At 31.0% G+C, this 18306-nt stretch carries 17 protein-coding genes; 11 read left to right on the top strand and 6 right to left on the bottom strand.

Annotated elements, in window-relative coordinates; genetic code table 11:
• The first annotated feature begins 112 nt into the window (after positions 1-112).
• Positions 113-1009, top strand: a complete 897-nt coding sequence (locus BMX03_RS02695; RefSeq protein WP_091693618.1) for an ADP-ribosylglycohydrolase family protein — start codon at positions 113-115, stop codon at positions 1007-1009.
• A gap of 50 nt (positions 1010-1059) precedes the next feature.
• Here BMX03_RS02695 and BMX03_RS02690 read toward each other — a convergent pair whose 3' ends face one another.
• Both BMX03_RS02690 and BMX03_RS02685 read right to left on the bottom strand, forming a co-directional pair.
• On the bottom strand, positions 1060-2730 hold the full coding sequence (locus tag BMX03_RS02690) for an alpha-glucosidase (protein WP_022228613.1): 1671 nt from the start codon (positions 2728-2730) through the stop codon (positions 1060-1062).
• A gap of 76 nt (positions 2731-2806) precedes the next feature.
• Positions 2807-3247, bottom strand: a complete 441-nt coding sequence (locus BMX03_RS02685) for an OmpH/Skp family outer membrane protein (protein ID WP_008539446.1) — start codon at positions 3245-3247, stop codon at positions 2807-2809.
• 156 nt (positions 3248-3403) lie between these two features.
• On the opposite strand from BMX03_RS02685, the gene BMX03_RS11310 reads away from it, so the two are divergent.
• Complete coding sequence (locus tag BMX03_RS11310) at positions 3404-3583, top strand: hypothetical protein (RefSeq protein ID WP_255361396.1); 180 nt, start codon at positions 3404-3406, stop codon at positions 3581-3583.
• Between the two features lie 102 nt (positions 3584-3685).
• Here BMX03_RS11310 and BMX03_RS02675 read toward each other — a convergent pair whose 3' ends face one another.
• The 4 genes from BMX03_RS02675 to xylB form a co-directional block, all read right to left on the bottom strand.
• Complete coding sequence (locus tag BMX03_RS02675) at positions 3686-4306, bottom strand: DUF4867 family protein (RefSeq protein ID WP_022228615.1); 621 nt, start codon at positions 4304-4306, stop codon at positions 3686-3688.
• A 10-nt stretch (positions 4307-4316) separates the two neighbouring features.
• The gene (locus tag BMX03_RS02670) at positions 4317-5333 is read right to left on the bottom strand and encodes a LacI family DNA-binding transcriptional regulator (RefSeq protein ID WP_091693616.1); all 1017 of its coding nucleotides are present in this window, start codon (positions 5331-5333) and stop codon (positions 4317-4319) included.
• A gap of 100 nt (positions 5334-5433) precedes the next feature.
• On the bottom strand, positions 5434-6852 hold the full coding sequence (locus BMX03_RS02665) for a sugar porter family MFS transporter (protein ID WP_008539452.1): 1419 nt from the start codon (positions 6850-6852) through the stop codon (positions 5434-5436).
• Between the two features lie 29 nt (positions 6853-6881).
• Positions 6882-8408: a xylulokinase gene (gene xylB / locus BMX03_RS02660; protein ID WP_091693613.1), complete on the bottom strand. Its 1527-nt coding sequence runs from the start codon at positions 8406-8408 to the stop codon at positions 6882-6884.
• 354 nt (positions 8409-8762) lie between these two features.
• Here xylB and BMX03_RS02655 point away from each other — a divergent pair, with 354 nt between their 5' ends.
• From BMX03_RS02655 to BMX03_RS02615, 9 genes are all read left to right on the top strand, one after another.
• Positions 8763-10250 (top strand): L-fucose/L-arabinose isomerase family protein, encoded by a 1488-nt coding sequence (locus BMX03_RS02655; protein WP_091693611.1) that lies wholly within the window; start codon positions 8763-8765, stop codon positions 10248-10250.
• Positions 10251-10328: 78 nt separating this feature from the next.
• A complete protein-coding gene (locus BMX03_RS02650) occupies positions 10329-10904 on the top strand; it encodes a cytidylate kinase-like family protein (protein ID WP_091693608.1) in 576 nt (191 codons plus the stop codon).
• A gap of 221 nt (positions 10905-11125) precedes the next feature.
• The gene (locus tag BMX03_RS02645; protein WP_255361395.1) at positions 11126-12184 is read left to right on the top strand and encodes a galactitol-1-phosphate 5-dehydrogenase; all 1059 of its coding nucleotides are present in this window, start codon (positions 11126-11128) and stop codon (positions 12182-12184) included.
• 140 nt (positions 12185-12324) lie between these two features.
• On the top strand, positions 12325-14259 hold the full coding sequence (locus tag BMX03_RS02640) for a BglG family transcription antiterminator (protein WP_091693606.1): 1935 nt from the start codon (positions 12325-12327) through the stop codon (positions 14257-14259).
• A gap of 12 nt (positions 14260-14271) precedes the next feature.
• Positions 14272-14736, top strand: a complete 465-nt coding sequence (locus tag BMX03_RS02635; protein ID WP_091693603.1) for a PTS sugar transporter subunit IIA — start codon at positions 14272-14274, stop codon at positions 14734-14736.
• A 33-nt stretch (positions 14737-14769) separates the two neighbouring features.
• Positions 14770-15048 carry a PTS galactitol transporter subunit IIB gene (gene gatB, locus BMX03_RS02630; protein ID WP_177159340.1) on the top strand — a complete coding sequence of 93 codons (279 nt, stop codon included), beginning with the start codon at positions 14770-14772 and terminating at the stop codon, positions 15046-15048.
• A gap of 36 nt (positions 15049-15084) precedes the next feature.
• Positions 15085-16437, top strand: a complete 1353-nt coding sequence (locus tag BMX03_RS02625) for a PTS galactitol transporter subunit IIC (protein ID WP_091693597.1) — start codon at positions 15085-15087, stop codon at positions 16435-16437.
• Between the two features lie 23 nt (positions 16438-16460).
• Positions 16461-17312: a tagatose bisphosphate family class II aldolase gene (locus BMX03_RS02620; protein WP_091693595.1), complete on the top strand. Its 852-nt coding sequence runs from the start codon at positions 16461-16463 to the stop codon at positions 17310-17312.
• Between the two features lie 7 nt (positions 17313-17319).
• Positions 17320-18258 carry a 1-phosphofructokinase family hexose kinase gene (locus BMX03_RS02615; protein WP_255361394.1) on the top strand — a complete coding sequence of 313 codons (939 nt, stop codon included), beginning with the start codon at positions 17320-17322 and terminating at the stop codon, positions 18256-18258.
• The last annotated feature ends 48 nt before the right edge of the window (positions 18259-18306 follow it).

Genomic DNA, 18306 nt, shown 5'->3' with positions numbered 1-18306 from the left:
CCATAAATAAATTTAGGGGCTTTACGCTCGCATTTGGTAATATGCTTCTTGCTCTTATAGTGCCAGTAGTTTATCATATATTTAGTTAATAATTTATATTGGAGGAAAATTTGTGGAAAAAATAAATAAAATTAAAGGGGCTTTATATGGTGCAATTATTGGTGATGCTCTCGGTGCACCACTTGAATTCATGCCTCAAGAACAAATCAAAGCTCAATTCGGCAAAGTTACAGAAATGATTGGTGGCGGTTGGTTACAAGTTCAACCAGGCGAAGGAACTGACGAAACAGCTCTACTTCTTGCTACTGCTTATGGAATTATGAAAAATCCTGAAAATCCATTTGCTGAAATCGGCAAGAATTTCATAAAATGGGCTATCAGCAGACCAAAAGATATCAGTGATACAACTCTTCGCAGTATTGATAAAACAATGTCTAAAGGTCATGGTAAACATCTTATTCCTAAAGCTCGTTGGCAAGAGTCCGCTGGACAAGTGGATTTATTCAGCAATCGCGGTAGTGTAGATAATGGTGCTATATTAAATACTTTATATCCTGCACTTTATTATACTGATGAATTCAATGCTGTTACTACTGCTCTTGATATCACTAATATGACTCATGTAAATACCCAGTCTGATAATGCTTGCCGTATTTACGCTCAATTGATTTTCCGTATTTTGAATAACAATATCACTAAAGATGATATGGATAAAATGATTGATAATACTATGTATTACGATTATAAAAATGAAGAAATTCAACCAACAGCTTCTGCTTACGATAGCATTATAGCTATGCTTCATGCTTTTATACCTACAGATAATTTTGAAGATGCTGTACTGACTGCTATTAACTTTGGCGGTGATAGTGATACTATTGGTGCTATTACAGGTGGATTAGCAGGCTGTTACTATGGTTATGATAATATCCCAACTCGTTTTGTTGAAGCTATTCCTTCTGATATCAAAAAAATGCTCGATACTATTATTGAAGCTATTCCAAACTAAAAAAAATATCCTTATAGATAGAAATTCTATTTATAAGGATATTTTTTATTTTATTTCTTAACTTTATAAACTCTTACTTCATAAGAACGCAATAATGTTGCTTCACGATTTCCATAAGTAGATGCTAGTAATGTTGCACCTTTTAATTCTGGTATTTTATAACCGCGAATTTTTGCTGTTGTATTAGCGATAACAATAATGCGTTCTGATTTATCTTTAGTTGTACGTGCATAAGCATATATACCTGGACTATATGATAATAATTCTTCATAATCGCCTTCAATTAATGCTGGATATTGCTTACGTAATTTTATTAAATTTTTATAATAATTAAGTACAGAATTTTCATCTTCTGTTTCTGTTTCCACATTCAAATTAGGATATTCATCATTGAGTGGTAACCATGGTCTGCCAGTAGTAAAGCCTGCTTTAGAGCCACTATTCCATGTCATTGGACTGCGTGCATTATCTCTACTGTATTTCCAAACACCTTTCATAGCTTCTTTTGGTGTCAATTTATCTTTTAGTGCCAATTCATATTGACCAATAGATGAAATATCATTATACATTTTAATTGATGGCCATTTTATATTTGTCATACCTAATTCTTGACCTTCATAGATAAATGGTGTTCCTCTCATAGTCAATAAAATTGTAGCAATAAATTTAGCTGCTAATTTTGTATCTGTTCCCTGTGGGAAGAAGTAATTTGTGCAACGTGGTAAATCATGATTTTCAAAATAAACAGGTACCCAGCCATTATCTTTTGTAGCTTCTTCATCTTCTGTGAAACATTTTCTAATATCGATTAATTTCCATGATTTGCGTTTATGCCATGTGCAATCTTCATCAAAACCTAAGCGAATATGGCTAAAATCAAAGGACATATCAAATGCACCATTTTCGCCAATCCATTTATCAAAATCACTTGGATAAACACCATCTGCTTCTGCTACTGTAAATATATCTGCTCTATCAAAAACTTTTTCTCTAAATTCATGTAGAAAATCTAATATACCATCTTGATAAGTTGTAGCTTTAGCGATACTAGCTAAATTATCTGCTCCATCTACTGGTAAATCTTTAAATTCACTAGGTTTTTTAATATATACAATCGCATCAATTCTAAAACCACGAACACCTTTATCTAACCAGAAATTAGCTGCATCAAATAAAGCTTGTCTAACTTCTTTATTTTCCCAATTTAAATCTGGCTGAGCGCTAGCAAAAGTATGCAAATAATATTGATTTGTTTTTTCATCAAGAGTCCATGCTGAACCGCCAAAAATACTACGCCAATTTGTAGGAGCAGAGCCATCTTCTTTACCATCACGCCAAATATACCAATCACGTTTTGGATTATCTTTGGAACTTCTAGACTCTTCAAACCATTTATGTTTATCGGATGTATGGTTAAATACTAAATCCATTACGATTTTTATATTGCGTTTGTCTGCTTCCGAAATGAGTCTTTCCATATCTTCCATAGTCCCATATTCTTTAGCTACACTACAATAATCAGAAATATCATATCCATTATCAACAAGTGGTGAAGGATAAATCGGACAAAGCCAAATAGCACCCACACCTAAATCTTGCAAATAATCTAATTTACTAATAATACCTGGAATATCTCCAATACCATCGCCGTTACTATCACAGAAAGATTTAGGATAAATCTGATATACAACTGTTTTTTGCCACCATTTTAATTCACCCATCATTTCCACCTCTATTTTTAATTAATCTAAGAAAAGCAGGTACTATTTGTACCTGCTTATTTTTATAAAATATCAATTATTTTGCAGCATTTAAAACTTCTTCTGTAATATCAACAGCAGTAAATAAAGCTACATCAGAAGTAATAACTACGCTATATCCATGTTCTTGAGCTACTTGTTTAATTGCATTATTAATTTTTTCCTGTACTGGTTTTACTAAATTAATCTGTTTTTGTCTTAAATCAGTAGCTACTCTTGCACGAACTTTTTGAATATCTGCAGGACTCATTTTTTCGTTAACAGATTTCTCAAATTCTTTTTGTGCTTCTTCAGTAAGTTTATTCATATTTTCCTGAATGGATTTACTTTCTGGAATATTAGCTAATACGTACTGATAATTAATAGTAGCAACACTTGCTGTTGTAGCTGGCTGATATACTTCAGCAGCAGAAGCAGTTCCTCCTATTCCTAGCATAAATAATGCCGAACAAATCATTGCTAAAAGTTGCTTTTTCATTTAAATGCCTCCTAATATGAACATTAAGTCATTAGTGTTATTATAGCATAAATATATCTAAATCGTTATATATTATTTATTATAAATTAATTAAAAATATTACTAAAAATTTCATTAGCTTTTTACAATTGTACGATTTACAGCAAAACATTTCTTATGATATCTTATACCAAATATCAAGCATTAAGAAAGGACTTATTATGCATACTTTATCCGAAGATAAAATCAAAGCAAATCAAGGTAAAAAATCGTCAAACAAAAGAAAAAGCTACTATTGAAGCTGAAAAAGTTTTATATTTATGTCTAGAACAAGGATTGAGCTTTAAAATATCTTAAGGTTGTGTACTCACCTTAGCACCACCATTAATTATTTCTCCTGAGAAGTTAAACCTTGCTATGGATAAATTAGAATATGCTCTAACACAAGTTTTTATTTTATTAAATTGTTGTATTCTCACCGATTAAGCCAATAAAGCCACCATCTTTATCTACGCCACTTTCACTATGTCCAATAAGCCATTTATTAGCAGCAAAAAGTAATTGATTTTCACCTTTATTTTCAACTGGTTTTGCCTGTAATGGAAGATTAGTTCCTTTTGGTAAAACTACACCACAACGGAATTCTTCATTATTTTCTTTACATGGTGCATAGTGAAGAGTTGTCGCATAAAGTTCTACTGCTGTACCTGCTGGTACAAAGAAGCACTCTATATTTTTAGTTTCATAAGTATTATTTGTGTAATCGATATCTTGCTGACGACCAAGCATCAAAATTAAATCTGTAGCTGCAATATCGATTTCAGAAGAACGATGATATTCTACTGCATTTAATTTATTGTTATAGCCACTGCAAAAACCAAATTCCACTTCTAATCCGCCATAAACTTCATCTTGCATCTGTTTAAATAAAGGCAATGCTTCTAAATCCGCATCAGAAGGTTCATATACTACACCTTCTTTAATAGCTTCTTTTGCTTTCATTGTTGCTACAAATTCAGCAGTATCAACGTCTAAAACTCTACCATATTGCTTGAATTCAATATCATGTACACTTTTCATTATCTTTACCTCATAAATTTTCTAATATTTTTATTTCATTTTTCATTATATGTCTACTTTTATCATGGCTAATACCATTTACTAGATATTCAAAAACAATTTGCATAGCTCTTTGACCTTGTCTATAAGGGTGTTGATAAATTACTGCTTTAATTACATTTTTCTTCATCATTTCCACTGTAGTTGGCACTGTATCAAAAGCAATTATCGTTAAATCATTCTGTTTTCCTAATGATAACACTGCTCTACAAGCACCATATACACCAGCTGCTACAATAAATATTGCATTTATTTCTTTATGTTTTGTCAACATCATCTTAGTCTTATCATATGAGGATATATCATCATCATCATTTTCTTGAATATCTACTATTTTAAATTTAGGATTTTTGTTTATATTTTCTTCAAATCCAGCTAAACGTTGCTTATGACCTAATACCTTTGATGAACCCATGACTATACCTATATTAGCCCCATTTGGTATAATCATCTGCAATAATGCACCTGCTGTTTCACCGCCATTAGTATAATCACTACCTACATAACATTGACGTTTGGAATTATCTACATCATTATTTATTGTTACTACAAAAATTCCAGCATCTACAAATTCATTGATTTCATCTATAATTACAGGATCATTTACAGGATTAATAATCAAGGCATTTACTTTATCTTTAAGCTCTTCCATAATTTCATGTTGAGATTTTACATCATAGCCTCTCATATTTTTCCAAATGACTTTCAATCCATAAATTTCATATTTTTCCGCAGCTAATTTTATACCTCTGATAACATCATCAAAGAAAGGATTGCCTTCTGATGAAATCACAACTCCCACCACTGGATTTTTCTTTCTAGCAGATAGTGCTTTTCCTGCTGGATTTGGCTTATAACCTAATTCTTTTGCCATAGATAACACAAGTTCTTTCGTCTCTGGCTTTACATTGCCACGTTCGTTTATAACTCTATCCACTGTTCCTCGTGAGACACCACAAAGGTCCGCAATTTGTTTTATCGTAACCACCAAAAGTACCTCCTATAATGCTGTTAAAATCTCTTAGTAAAGTTACACTATTATATACATATAATAACACAGCATTATAGGATAACTCATCAAAATTTAATTAACAACCGATATCTTTTAATTTTTTACCTTCCATGAGGTTCTGTTCAATTTTTTCTAATGTTACACCTTTTGTTTCAGGTACATAACGCATTGTTAAATATACAAATAAAGCATTCAATGCTGCATAGAGCCAGAAAGTCATTGTAGAACCTAATGTATCAAGTAAAGTTAAGAATGTAGCACCGATTAAAGTACAAGATAACCAATTAGTCATTGTAGAGCAAGCAATACCAAAATCACGGCTCTTAAGTGGTTGAATTTCAGAACATAAAATCCATACAACAGGACCTGCACCAAAACCAAAGCCAATAATTGCTAAAATTACCATACCAGCAGATAAGTAAGGAATCCATGTAGATGTATTTCCACTTTCTAAACCAAAGAAGCAAAGACCTAAAACAAATAAGGAAACAGCCATTATAGCAAAACATCTAGATAATGCTGGTTTACGACCAGATTTATCAACAGTACCTACAGCAATAAATGTTGCTAAAACGAATACAAGACCATTGACTACAGTACCTATCATCTGTTCTTCTGTAGAAGAGAAACCTGCAATACTTAAAATTTTTGGAGAATAATACATAATGATGTTGAAGCCTGTGAGCTGTTGCATAAATTGAAGTAATACACCTAAAAATACTGCACGACGAACATTTTTATTAGCTTTGAATAATTCCCAACCAGCTTGTTTTACTTTTAAATTTTCTTTAATATCATGTAATTCAGTTTTTGCAATTTCAACATTAGTATGCATGGAACTTAATACATTAGCAGATTCTTGGAAACGACCTTTAGAAGCAAGCCAACGAGGACTTTCAGGCAATGCTAATACACATAAAATAAGTGCTACTGCTGGAATAGCAATGACCATGAGCATAGCTCTCCAATCACCAGTATAACTAAAATAAGTATCAGATAAGAAAGCTACTAAAATACCTACTGTAACCATTAATTGATAGCCAGAAATAATACTTCCACGAGCATCTTTGTCTGACATTTCAGCTAAATATAATGGAGCTGTATAAGATGCTATACCTACAGAAAGACCTAAAATCAAACGAGCACCAATGAGCATTTCTACACTTGTTGCCATACCAGAACCAAGACAACCTACAATAAATAATGCAGCACCAATCATCAAAGATTTTTTACGGCCAATTCCAGAAGATAATTTTGAAGCAATAATTGCCCCAATAGCTGCACCTACCATCATAGAACTTACTACCCATTCTTGTAGACGACTTGTAAGTTCCCATTCTTTGGCAATAAATGGTAAAGCTCCAGAAATAACCCCTTGGTCAAGACCAAATAATAAACCTGCCATACCAGCAACCACAAATACGAAAATTCTCACAAATTTTACACGACTTGCTGATGTCGTTTGAAATGCTACTTCAGATTTTATTGTTCCCATTATTTACTCTCCTCTTAAATATATAAAATTTATAACTTAGCTAAATCCTGATAACAATCCTTTAATTGCGCATATACTTTCTTGTATAAAGCATGTCCTTGTTTATAATATTCACTTTCTTCTTTTATTGGACTGCAATTTGTTCCTGTTTTGATAAATTCATCACAAGCAGATACTACATCTTTAAAAATTCCAGCTCCTACACCAGCTAAAATAGCTACCCCTAATGCTGGACCTTCTTCAGAAGTCAATGTTTTTACTTCACATTCAAACATATCTGCAAGCATTTGGCGCCATACTGGGCTTTTGCCACCGCCACCACATGCCATCATTTCATCTACTGTTACACCCATTTCTTTCAAAATGTCATAACAATCACTAAGTGAATATGCTACACCTTCCATGACTGCTCTCATCATATTTTCTTTTGTATGAATTGCAGATAAACCAAAGAATACACCTCTACAATTTGGATCAAGATGTGGTGTTCTTTCGCCCATCAAATATGGTAAATACATCAATCTATCACTGCCACATGGAATTTTTGCTACTGCTTCATTCATGAGTACATATGGATCTTTTCCCAATTCTTCTGCTTTTACTTTATAATTATCAGCTATATTATCGCGGAACCATTTAAGTGATAAACCTGCTGCAAGTGTTACACCCATTACATGCCAACAACCTGGTACTGCACAACAAAAAGTATGAACTCTACCTTTTGGATCAATACTTAATTTATCTGTATGTGCAAATACTACACCGCTTGTACCAATTGTAGTGAATGCTTTACCGTCTTTTACGATACCAGTACCAATAGCTGCTGCCGCATTATCTCCTGCACCACCTACAACTACTGTATCAGTGCTAAGTCCTGATAATTTAGCAAATTCATCATTGATATGTCCTGTTACTTCTGGAGATTCATATACTTTTGCCAATAAATTTTTGTCTATATCAAGTTTTTCTAAAATCTCATCTGACCATTGACGTTTTGGAATATCTAATAATTGCATTCCACTTGCATCAGATACTTCTGTTGCATACTCACCTGTCATGCAAAAACGTACATAATCTTTTGGCAATAAAATATGTTTACATCTTGCATAATTTTCTGGTTCATTATTTCTAACCCATAAAATTTTTGATGCTGTAAATCCTGTCAATGCTGGATTTGCTGTAATTTCTATCAATCTTTCAGCTCCAACCTTAGCAGTGATTTCTTCACATTCTTTTACTGTTCTTTGGTCACACCAAATAATTGAAGGACGAATTACTTCATTATTTTCATCAAGCATTACTAGCCCATGCATTTGACCAGATAAACCTACGCCTTTTACATCTTCAGGATTAATTTTAGATTTTGCCAAAACTTCTTGAATTGTATGTAAGGAAGCATTATACCAATCTTTTGGATTTTGTTCTGCCCAACCATTTTGTGGTTGATACATTGGATATTCTTCTGAAGCTGAAGCTATAACTTTCATAGTTTCATCAAATAATACTGTCTTTGTCGCTGAAGTTCCTATATCTAAACCTAATAAATATTTCATCATTTACCGCCTCTCATTTTGTGCTTAAGCACATTTGTTGTTTTTAATATATCATCTTTGAATTTATCCGTCAATATTTATTTTTATAATTTTTCAGATTTTTTTAATATGTTTTTCTATTTTATTATAAATAAGTAAAAATATTATTTTTTCAATATTTTACACAGAAACATTTCTTTTATAAAAAGACGATTTTTTATTAAACTATTATTATAAATTTTCTAAAAAATTTTTATTGACAAAAACATCACTACATGGTATTCTTTAATTGTTCTTGATTGTGCCTAAGCACATAAAACACAATACCAAAATAAAATCGTAAATATATTAGTGTATATATAAAAGGAGAGTATATTCATGTTTAATAATATTCCTGATGTAAAACTTGGTATCATTGCTGTAAGTCGTGATTGCTTTATCGTTTCTCTTTCTGAAAATCGTAGAAAAGCAATCGTTGAAGCTTACACTAAACAATATGGTGAAATTTTCGAAGCTCAAACTGTAGTAGAAAATGAAATCGATATGCTCAAAGCAGTTGAAGAAGTTAAAACTGCTGGCTGTAATGCTTTAGTTGTTTTCTTAGGTAACTTCGGTCCAGAAACTCCTGAAACTTTAATTGCTCAAAAATTCGATGGCCCTGTAATGTATGTAGCTGCTGCTGAAGAAACAGGCAAAGACCTCATCAATGGTCGTGGCGATGCTTATTGCGGTATGCTCAACTGCTCTTACAATCTCGGTCTTAGAAAAATCAAAGCATTCATTCCAGAATATCCTGTAGGTACTGCTGATGAAATCGCTGAAATGATCAATGAATTCAATCCTGTTGCACGTGCTTTAATCGGTGTAGCAAATCTAAAAATCATCACTTTCGGTCCTCGTCCACAAGATTTCTTTGCTTGCAATGCTCCAATCAAACCACTTTATGATTTAGGCGTAGAAATCGAAGAAAACTCCGAACTTGATTTACTCGTTTCTTATAAAGAACATGCTGATGACCCACGCATTGATGATATTGTTAAAGATATGGCTGAAGAAATGGGCACATCTAATCCATATCCAGATCTTTTAAAACGCATGGCTCAATATGAATTAACATTACTTGATTGGGCTGAAAAACATAAAGGTTCTAGAAAATATGTAGTATTTGCTAATAAATGCTGGCCTGCATTCCCATCTCAATTCGGTTTTGAACCATGCTATGTAAATAGCCGTCTTGTATCTCGTGGTATTCCTGTTGCTTGTGAAGTAGATATCTATGGCGCACTCAGCGAATATATTGGTACTTGCGTAAGTGGCGATGCTGTAACTCTTCTCGATATCAACAACTCCGTACCAAAAGATTTATTCGAAGAAGATATTGCTCCAAAATATAAAAACTACACCCTCAAAGATACATTCATGGGCTTCCATTGCGGTAATACTCCTATGTGCAAACTCGCTAAAGGTGCTATCAAATATCAGCTTATCCAAAATCGTTTACTTGAAAATGGTGGCACTCCAGATATCACTCGTGGTACTTTGGAAGGCGATATTGCTCCAGGTAAAATTACATTCTATCGTCTCCAAAGCAATGCAGCTGGACAATTACGCTCTTATATAGCAGAAGGTGAAGTATTACCTGTTGCTACTCGTTCCTTCGGTGGTATCGGTATCTTCGCTATTCCTGAAATGGGTCGTTTCTATCGTCATGTACTCATTGAAAAACAATATCCACATCATGGTGCTGTAGCATTCGGTCATTATGGTAAAGCTTTATTCAGTATCTTCAAATTCTTAGGTGTTGAAGATGTAGCTTTCAATCAACCAAAAACTATGATGTACCCAACAGAAAATCCTTTTGCTTAATTAAAGATAAATATAATAAATAATAATAAAGAGCATCTACTTTTGTAGATGCTCTCTTATAAATAGGAGGATTATTTCATGAGTAATTGTATTATTACTATTGGTCGTCAATATGGTGCTGGTGGTCGTGAAATCGCTGAAAAATTAGCTAAACAATTACAAATACCTTTATATGACCGCAAACTTGTAGCATTTATTTCTGCTCATCTTGAAAAAGGTGTTTCTCTTGATGAATTAGATTTAACATATGACAATCTCTATGGCAGTGTTTCTCCATATGAAACTATGTTTGCTGATTTGAATGTAGAAGACGATAATTATTTATTCACTCCACAATCAAAAGCTATCAAAGCACTTGCTGACAAAAATTCTGGTATTTTTGTCGGTCGCTGTGCTAATTTCATTTTGAAAGATGTAAAAAATGCTCATCACTTCTTTATTTGTGCAGATGATGAATTCCGCAAAATACGAGGCACTAATGTTTATCATAAAGATTTAGCTACATTAAAAAAAGAAGATGCTAAACGTGCTTCTTACTATAATTATTATACAGGTTCTACATGGGGTGATTGCGCAGATTATGATATGATAATCAATGTAGGTCGCTGTGGCATAGATAAAGCTGTAGAATTAATCGCTAATTACGTTAAATAATTAAATAAATCGCTAACAACTTTCTTTAAAAATATAACTTATCTAAAAGACTATAATCATAAAAATGATTATAGTCTTTTTTAATTTCCACAATAAAATATGAAAATATCTAAACTATTATATTTTTCCTAACTATTATGAAATAAATAAACTATGCTTTATCCAAATTCTCTGTTATATTTTCTTTGTAATTAAATATTAGAAATAAGGATGTGTTAATTTTGAGTAATACAACTAATAAAATGAAAGCATTAGTAGTTGAAGACATTAATACATTAACCTACAAAGATGTATCTATTCCGCAGATTAATGATGATGAAGTTCTAATTAAAGTAAAAGCTTGTGGTATATGTGGCTCAGATATTCCTAGAGTAAAAAACAATGGAGTACATTTTTATCCTATTATTGTAGGTCATGAATTCTCTGGAGAAATTGTAGAGTTAGGTAAAAATGTTACTTCATATTCACTTGGTGATCGCGTTACTGCCGCACCACTTATTCCTTGCAACAATTGTGATAATTGTTATCAAGGCAATCCTGCTATGTGTCAACATTATTCATTTATTGGTTCTCGTCAAAATGGAGCTATGGCTGAATATGTTGCTGTACCTGAAAAAAATATTGTTCCCATTGCTGATAACGTAACTTATGCTCAAGCAGCTTGTATTGAACCAATTACTGTTGCTATCCATGGGGTTGAACGTGCTGGTGCTATAGATAGTGGTAAATCTGCTATTGTCTATGGATGTGGTACTATTGGTATTTTAACCATGCAATGCTTAAAAGCTAAAGGATTAGAAAAAATATATGTTATTGATATTGATGATTATAAATTAGAATTAGCTAAAAATTTAGGTGCTTATGAAGTTTTAAACTCTACAAAAATAAATATTCCAGAATATTTTAATAAGATTGGAAAAGTCGATTATGTTTATGAAACTGCAGGTGTAAATTTTTTACAATCACAAGTATTAGAACTTGCTAAAAAAGGTGGTCATGTTATTTATATTGGTACTGCCCATAAAGATGTAACTATACCAGCAAAATCATTTGAACTTATTTTACGTGGTGAACTTAATGTCACAGGTTCTTGGATGAGTTATTCTGCTCCTTTCCCTGGAAATGAATGGATTGCTGCTGCTGAATATTTACAAACAGGAAAAATAAAAGTAGATGAAATAATTACTCATAAAATACCATTAAGTGATGGCATTAGAGCTTTCAATATATTATCAAATAAAAATAATAATGCACTCAAAGTTATGTATTATATGGATTAATTAATAATTGTGGAAATAAAAAATTTAATCATCACAATATGATATCTCTTTGATAGAATATTTCCACAATATCAGGAAATAAATTACCTATGAGTGTGTAAATATCTTTGTTATACTAAAATCAAACGGAGGATAACATAATGTTTACACAACGACAACGAAAAATTTTAGCTATTTTAAAACAACATAAAAATAATATAACTAGTGATGAAATAGCTCGCTTAGTAGGTGTATCATCTAGAACTATCCGAACTGAAATTAAAAATATTTTACCCATTTTAAAAGAAAACATTGCTAAAATTAATATTTCTACCCGTAAAGGATATTCTTTAGAAATTAATAATTATGAAAAATTTATTAATATTTTAGATGAACATATAACTAAAACACTTGATAGTGAAGCTAGAGTAAACTATATTATTCAACGATTACTAAATGCTGCATTAAAAAATCAATCTATAAAACAGCAAGATTTAGCTGATGAACTTTTTATTGGATTATCTACATTAAAAGCTAATCTTAAAGAAGTTAAAGAAAAATTAAAAAAATATAATCTAGATATCATTAATTATAAAAATCAAGGAATGCAAATAAAAGGTAATGAAGCCCAAATAAGATATTGTATTTCTGAATATATTTTTCGTGATAATTTAAAAACAGATGATTTTTACCAACATCTTTTTGTTGAATATAAATTAAATAACATCCATAATATTTTAATTCGAGTGTTAACCTCTTATGAATTAGTCCTCACAGACACATCACTAAAAAATCTTCTGGTTCATGTATTAATTGCTATGAAACGTGCAACTAAAGAACACAATGTAATGTATACATTACGTGAGAGTAAAAAAATTGAGCAACATAAAGAATTTTTAATTGCTACTTCTATATTTGAAGAAATATATAATCAATTACATATTGATGTTGCAACTAGTGAAATTTATTATCTTGCTCAACATCTTATTGCTAGTAAAAAATATATGGAAATCGCTAATGAAGAAACTAGTAATTATATTGAAAATCTAGTAATTGAAATGCTTCAAAGAGTTAATACTATTGTAAATATTAATTTTCTTCAAGATGATAATTTAATAAAATGGTTAAAAATTCATTTAGAATCAGTTATCCCACGAATTAGATTTCAAATGAATATCCGTAATGATATTTTAGATGTTATAAAGAATGAATACCCCCTAGCTTTTCAAATTGGTGTAATTGCTAGTAAAGTTATTGAAGAAAAAGAACATCTTACTATTGATGAGAATGAAATTGGTTATATTGCTGTTCATTTTGGTGCTGCCTTAACACGTATGGATATTAAAGCTGATAAAATAACTAAATCAGCAATTGTAGTTTGTGGTAGTGGTATTGGTACTGCAGTATTATTAAAAGCTAAATTAAAAGAATACTTTAAAGATTTAATTCATATCGTCAATATACTTCCAGGATATCAATTAAAAGAAAATGATTTAAATAGTGTAGACTTAGTGTTTACTACTATACCATTGCCTCATTTAAGTAATTTATCAACTGAAAAAACTGAAAAAATAATACACATAAAAAATCTTTTAAATAATGAAGAAATACATCTTATTCAACAAAAATTCTTTAAGAACTCTGATATTTCTAAAACTAATATAAAAAAATTTTTCCGCAAAGATTGTTTTATTACTAATAAACAATTTAATACAAAAGAAGAAATTTTAACATATTTAACAAAAAAATTAGAAAATAGTGGTTTGATTGATAAAGAAACTAGTACTTCTATTTTCGAACGTGAATCTGCTTCTCCTACAGAAATAGGTAATTTAGTTGCAATTCCTCATCCTATGGTAAATAATACAGCAATTTCTTCTATATCTGTATTAGTCTTAGATAAACCAATTATTTGGGTAGATCATCACGTTCAAGTTATATTTTTAATTAGTATAGCTAAAAGTGAATTTTACCTTTGGGAACCAATTTTTCTAAAATTATTTAAATATCTAGTAAAAGAAAATGGTATCAAAAAAATTATCAACCAGCCTAATTATGATGATTTTATAAAAAACTTTCAAAATGAATTTAATTAAGGGGCATTTATTATGACAGAAACTTTCTTAGATAAAAATATTATCTTACTTGATATTTCCGCTAAAGATAATATAGATGCTATCAAACAATTAGGTCAAATACTTGTAAATAATAAATATATTGATGCATCTTATACTGATAGTGTTATTGAACGTGAAGCTAGTTTTCCTACTGGTCTTGCTTTGACCAATGCTGGTATTGCTATTCCTCATGCTTCACCTAATAATAATATACAAAAAAATGGTATTGCTGCTGCACGTTTAAAAAACCCTATAAAATTTTATTCAATGGAAAATCCCGATGAAAAAATTTCTATCGATATGATTTTTATGTTAGCCTTATCTAGTAGTACTGAACATCTAGATGTTTTAAAAAAATTATTTATTGCTTTTCAAAATCAAGAATTAGTATCACAATTAAAAGTTTGTCAAAATAAAGAAATCTTTTTAAAACTTTTAGCTGATAATTTAAATTAAAATATTTAACGAATATTAAAGGAGTGTTTTATTATGAAAAAAATTATTGTAGCTTGTGGTGGTGCTGTAGCAACTTCTACTGTTGCAGCTGATGCAATTAGAGATTTATGTGCACAAAATGGTATTAAAGCAGAAGTTACACAAATGCGTGTTATTGAAATTGCTAACAATTTATCTGGTGTAGATTTAGTTGTTACTACTATGCGCATAAAACCAGATTTTGATGTTCCATATGTAAATGGTATGGCTTTTTTAACTGGTATAAATAAAGAAGCTACTGAAGAAAAAATTCTCTCTTATTTAAAAGACTAAAAATTATTTCATATTTTAATGAGGAGTTGTTTCTATATGGATATTATCTTAGGATTAGTACAATATTTTGTTGACCTAGGTGCAGCAGTAATGTTACCAATAGTTATTTTTATTGTAGCTATTTGTCTAGGTCAATCTGTAGGAAAAGCTATAAAATCTGGTATTTCTATTGGTATTGGTTTTATCGGTATTGGTCTTGTTATTTCATTAATGCTTAACAATCTAGCCCCAGCAGCTCAAGCTATGTCAGCAAATTTTGGTATTAGTATGAACTTAATTGACATCGGCTGGCCTGGTTCTTCTCCTATGACATGGGCTAGTAGAATTGCTCTCGTTGCTATTCCTGTAGCTATTATTGTTAATCTTATTATGCTTGCTTTAAAATTAACACGCGTTGTTAATATTGATATTTGGAATATATGGCACTTTGCTTTTACTGGTGCTATCGTAGATATCGCTACTGGTAGTTATGCTTTAGGAATTGCTGCTGTTGCAATTCATGCTGCTTTTGCTTACAAATTAGGGGACTGGTTCGCACCAACTGTTGAAAAATATTTTGGCTTAGAAGGTATTGCTATGCCTCATGGTACTACAGGATGGTTTGCTCCAATTTCTGTATTTGTTGATGGTATTTTAGATAGAATTCCTGGTATTAGAGATATTGATTTTAACCCAACTCATTTGCAAAAACGTTTTGGCTTATTATGTGACCCTGCAATTATGGGTGCAATCATGGGGGTTATTATTGGTATCTTAGCTGGCTATGATGTTCGTGGTGTTTTAACATTAGGTATTCAAATGGCAGCAGTTATCGTATTAATGCCAGTAGTTGTTAAATATATTATGGGTGGTTTAATGCCTATTTCTGAAGTAGCTCGCACTAAATTACAAAAAAAATTCAAAAATTCAAAATTCTATATTGGTCTTGATTGTGCTCTACTCCTTGGTGATCCTGTAGTTGTTACAGCTTCTTTATTATTTATTCCAATTACTATTATTATTGCTGCTCTTGTTCCAGGAAATCAGATTTTACCATTTGGTGATTTACCAACAATTGGATTTTTCATTGCTATGGCAGTAGGTGTTCATGGTGGTAATTTATTTAGAACATTAATTACTGGTAGTATTGTTATGTTTCTAGCTATCTGGATTTCCAATCAAATGATTGGTCTTCATACAATCTTAGCTGCTAATGCAGGACAACTTACTAATGCTACTGCACAAGTAGCTTCTTTAGACCAAGGTGGTAGTCCTTTAACCTATATTATCACTCAAATACTTCACACAACTAATATTATGGGATTAGCCGCTATTGGTATCTTCTATATCATTTGTGTTGTTTGTACTATTATTTGGTCAAAAAAACAATATGCTTCTTTAGATAAATAATATTCATATGGAGGTTTTAATTAATGATTTTATCCACTAGACAAATGCTTTTAGATGCTCAAGCAGGACATTATGCAGTTCCTGCATTCAATATACACAATTTGGAAACATTACAAGTAGTAGCTGATACTGCTAGTGAAATGCATTCTCCACTTATCATTGCTGTTACACCTTCTACTATTGATTATGCTCGCGATGAATATGTTGTTGCTATGGCTAATATTGCTGCAAAGCATACAAATACACCAATTGCTATCCATCTTGATCATTTCGAAGATATAACTCGTATAAAAAAAGCTATTGATGTTGGTTTTAAATCAGCAATGATTGATGCTTCAAAACTACCTTTTGAAGAAAATATTGCTAAAACAAAAGAAGTTGTTTCATATGCTCATCATTATGATGCTACTGTTGAAGCAGAACTTGGCAAACTTGTTGGTGTAGAAGATGATTTAGTTGTAGACGATAAAGATGCTGCCTATACAAATCCTGATGATGCTGTTAAATTCGTAAAAGCAACTAATATTGATTCTCTTGCAGTAGCAATTGGTACAGCACATGGGCTTTATAAGGGAGAACCTAAATTAGATTTTGATAGACTTATTGAAATTAGAAAAAAAGTTGATATTCCATTAGTATTACATGGCGCCTCTGATGTACCTGATGAATTAGTAAAAAAAGCTATTAAATTAGGTATTTGTAAAGTTAATGTAGCTACTGATTTAAAAATTCCATTTTCTAATGCTGTAAAAAAATATTTTAAAGAAAATCCTAATGCTAATGACCCAAGAAAATATATGACACCTGGCAAACAAGCAATGAAAGAAATTGTAAAACATAAAATTGAAGTTTGTGGTAGCCTTAATCGCTATTAAATTATAGGTGATAAAATTGATTCTAACTTTAAACTTAAATGCTTCTCTAGATAAGATATACACTGTAGACAAATTAGAATATGGCGGTGTTGTTCGTGCCAAAATTGTTCAAAATACAGCTGGAGGAAAAGGTCTTCATGTAGCTAACATCTGTAAAGAATTAAATGAAAATTATTTAGCGACAGGTTTTTTAGGCGGAAAAATAGGAGAATATTTACAAAATAAATTAACTCAAAATCATATTAATCATGATTTTATTTCTATAAAAAATGAAACAAGAACTTGTATTAATATTACTACTCCCGATGGAAAACAAACTGAAATTTTAGAACCTGGGCCTTCTATTAATAAAGAAGAAACTGATTTATTTTTAAAAAAATATACTCAATTATTAACTTATACAGACATTATAGTTGCATCTGGAAGTTTGCCTAATAATTTACCATTAAATTTTTATGGTACCCTTACTCAATTAGCTACAAAACATCATAAAAAATTTCTTCTAGATACTAGCGGACAAACTTTAAAAGAAAGTCTAAAATATAAACCATTTTTTATTAAACCTAATAAAGATGAAATTGAACAATTAACTGGCATAAAAATCGATAGTCTTGATACTGCAATTTTACAAATACAAAAATTTCAAAATTTAGGTATATCTATGCCTGTAATATCTTTAGGAAAAAATGGTTCTATTATTGGATATCAAAATCAAATTTATCATGCTATTCCACCACAATATAAGGCAATCAATGCGGTCGGATCAGGTGATGCTTTTGTTGCTGGTATAGCTATAGGGCTTAAACGAAATTACCCTATTATAGATATTATTAAATTAGGTTCAGCTTGTGGTACAGCAAATGTTTTAGAAGCTGAAAGTGGTTTTGTTTCTAAGGATAATGTAGAAAAAATATTTAATTTAGTAAAGGTTAAACAAATTTTATAAAATGTAAAAAAGAGACTTTAATAAAAAATAAAGTCTCTTTTTTACATT

Origin of the sequence: Megamonas sp. Calf98-2, from assembly GCF_900110235.1 — a bacterium.
GTDB classification, from domain to species: Bacteria; Bacillota; Negativicutes; order Selenomonadales; family Selenomonadaceae; genus Megamonas; species Megamonas funiformis.
The sequence above is the reverse complement of the archived record's forward strand: the minus strand, read 5'-3'. Positions and strand labels throughout refer to the sequence as shown.

Bases quoted from the DNA above. Each gene is read 5' to 3' on its own strand.
- BMX03_RS02650 (WP_091693608.1), top strand. From the start codon at position 10,329: ATGAGTAATTGTATTATTACTATTGGTCGTCAATATGGTGCTGGTGGT.
- BMX03_RS02635 (WP_091693603.1), top strand. From the start codon at position 14,272: ATGACAGAAACTTTCTTAGATAAAAATATTATCTTACTTGATATTTCC.
- BMX03_RS02690 (WP_022228613.1), bottom strand. From the start codon at position 2,730: ATGGGTGAATTAAAATGGTGGCAAAAAACAGTTGTATATCAGATTTAT.
- xylB (WP_091693613.1), bottom strand. From the start codon at position 8,408: ATGATGAAATATTTATTAGGTTTAGATATAGGAACTTCAGCGACAAAG.
- BMX03_RS02685 (WP_008539446.1), bottom strand. From the start codon at position 3,247: ATGAAAAAGCAACTTTTAGCAATGATTTGTTCGGCATTATTTATGCTA.
- BMX03_RS02675 (WP_022228615.1), bottom strand. From the start codon at position 4,306: ATGAAAAGTGTACATGATATTGAATTCAAGCAATATGGTAGAGTTTTA.
- BMX03_RS02640 (WP_091693606.1), top strand. From the start codon at position 12,325: ATGTTTACACAACGACAACGAAAAATTTTAGCTATTTTAAAACAACAT.
- BMX03_RS11310 (WP_255361396.1), top strand. From the start codon at position 3,404: ATGATATCTTATACCAAATATCAAGCATTAAGAAAGGACTTATTATGC.
- BMX03_RS02665 (WP_008539452.1), bottom strand. From the start codon at position 6,852: ATGGGAACAATAAAATCTGAAGTAGCATTTCAAACGACATCAGCAAGT.
- BMX03_RS02625 (WP_091693597.1), top strand. From the start codon at position 15,085: ATGGATATTATCTTAGGATTAGTACAATATTTTGTTGACCTAGGTGCA.
- BMX03_RS02655 (WP_091693611.1), top strand. From the start codon at position 8,763: ATGTTTAATAATATTCCTGATGTAAAACTTGGTATCATTGCTGTAAGT.
- BMX03_RS02620 (WP_091693595.1), top strand. From the start codon at position 16,461: ATGATTTTATCCACTAGACAAATGCTTTTAGATGCTCAAGCAGGACAT.
- gatB (WP_177159340.1), top strand. From the start codon at position 14,770: ATGAAAAAAATTATTGTAGCTTGTGGTGGTGCTGTAGCAACTTCTACT.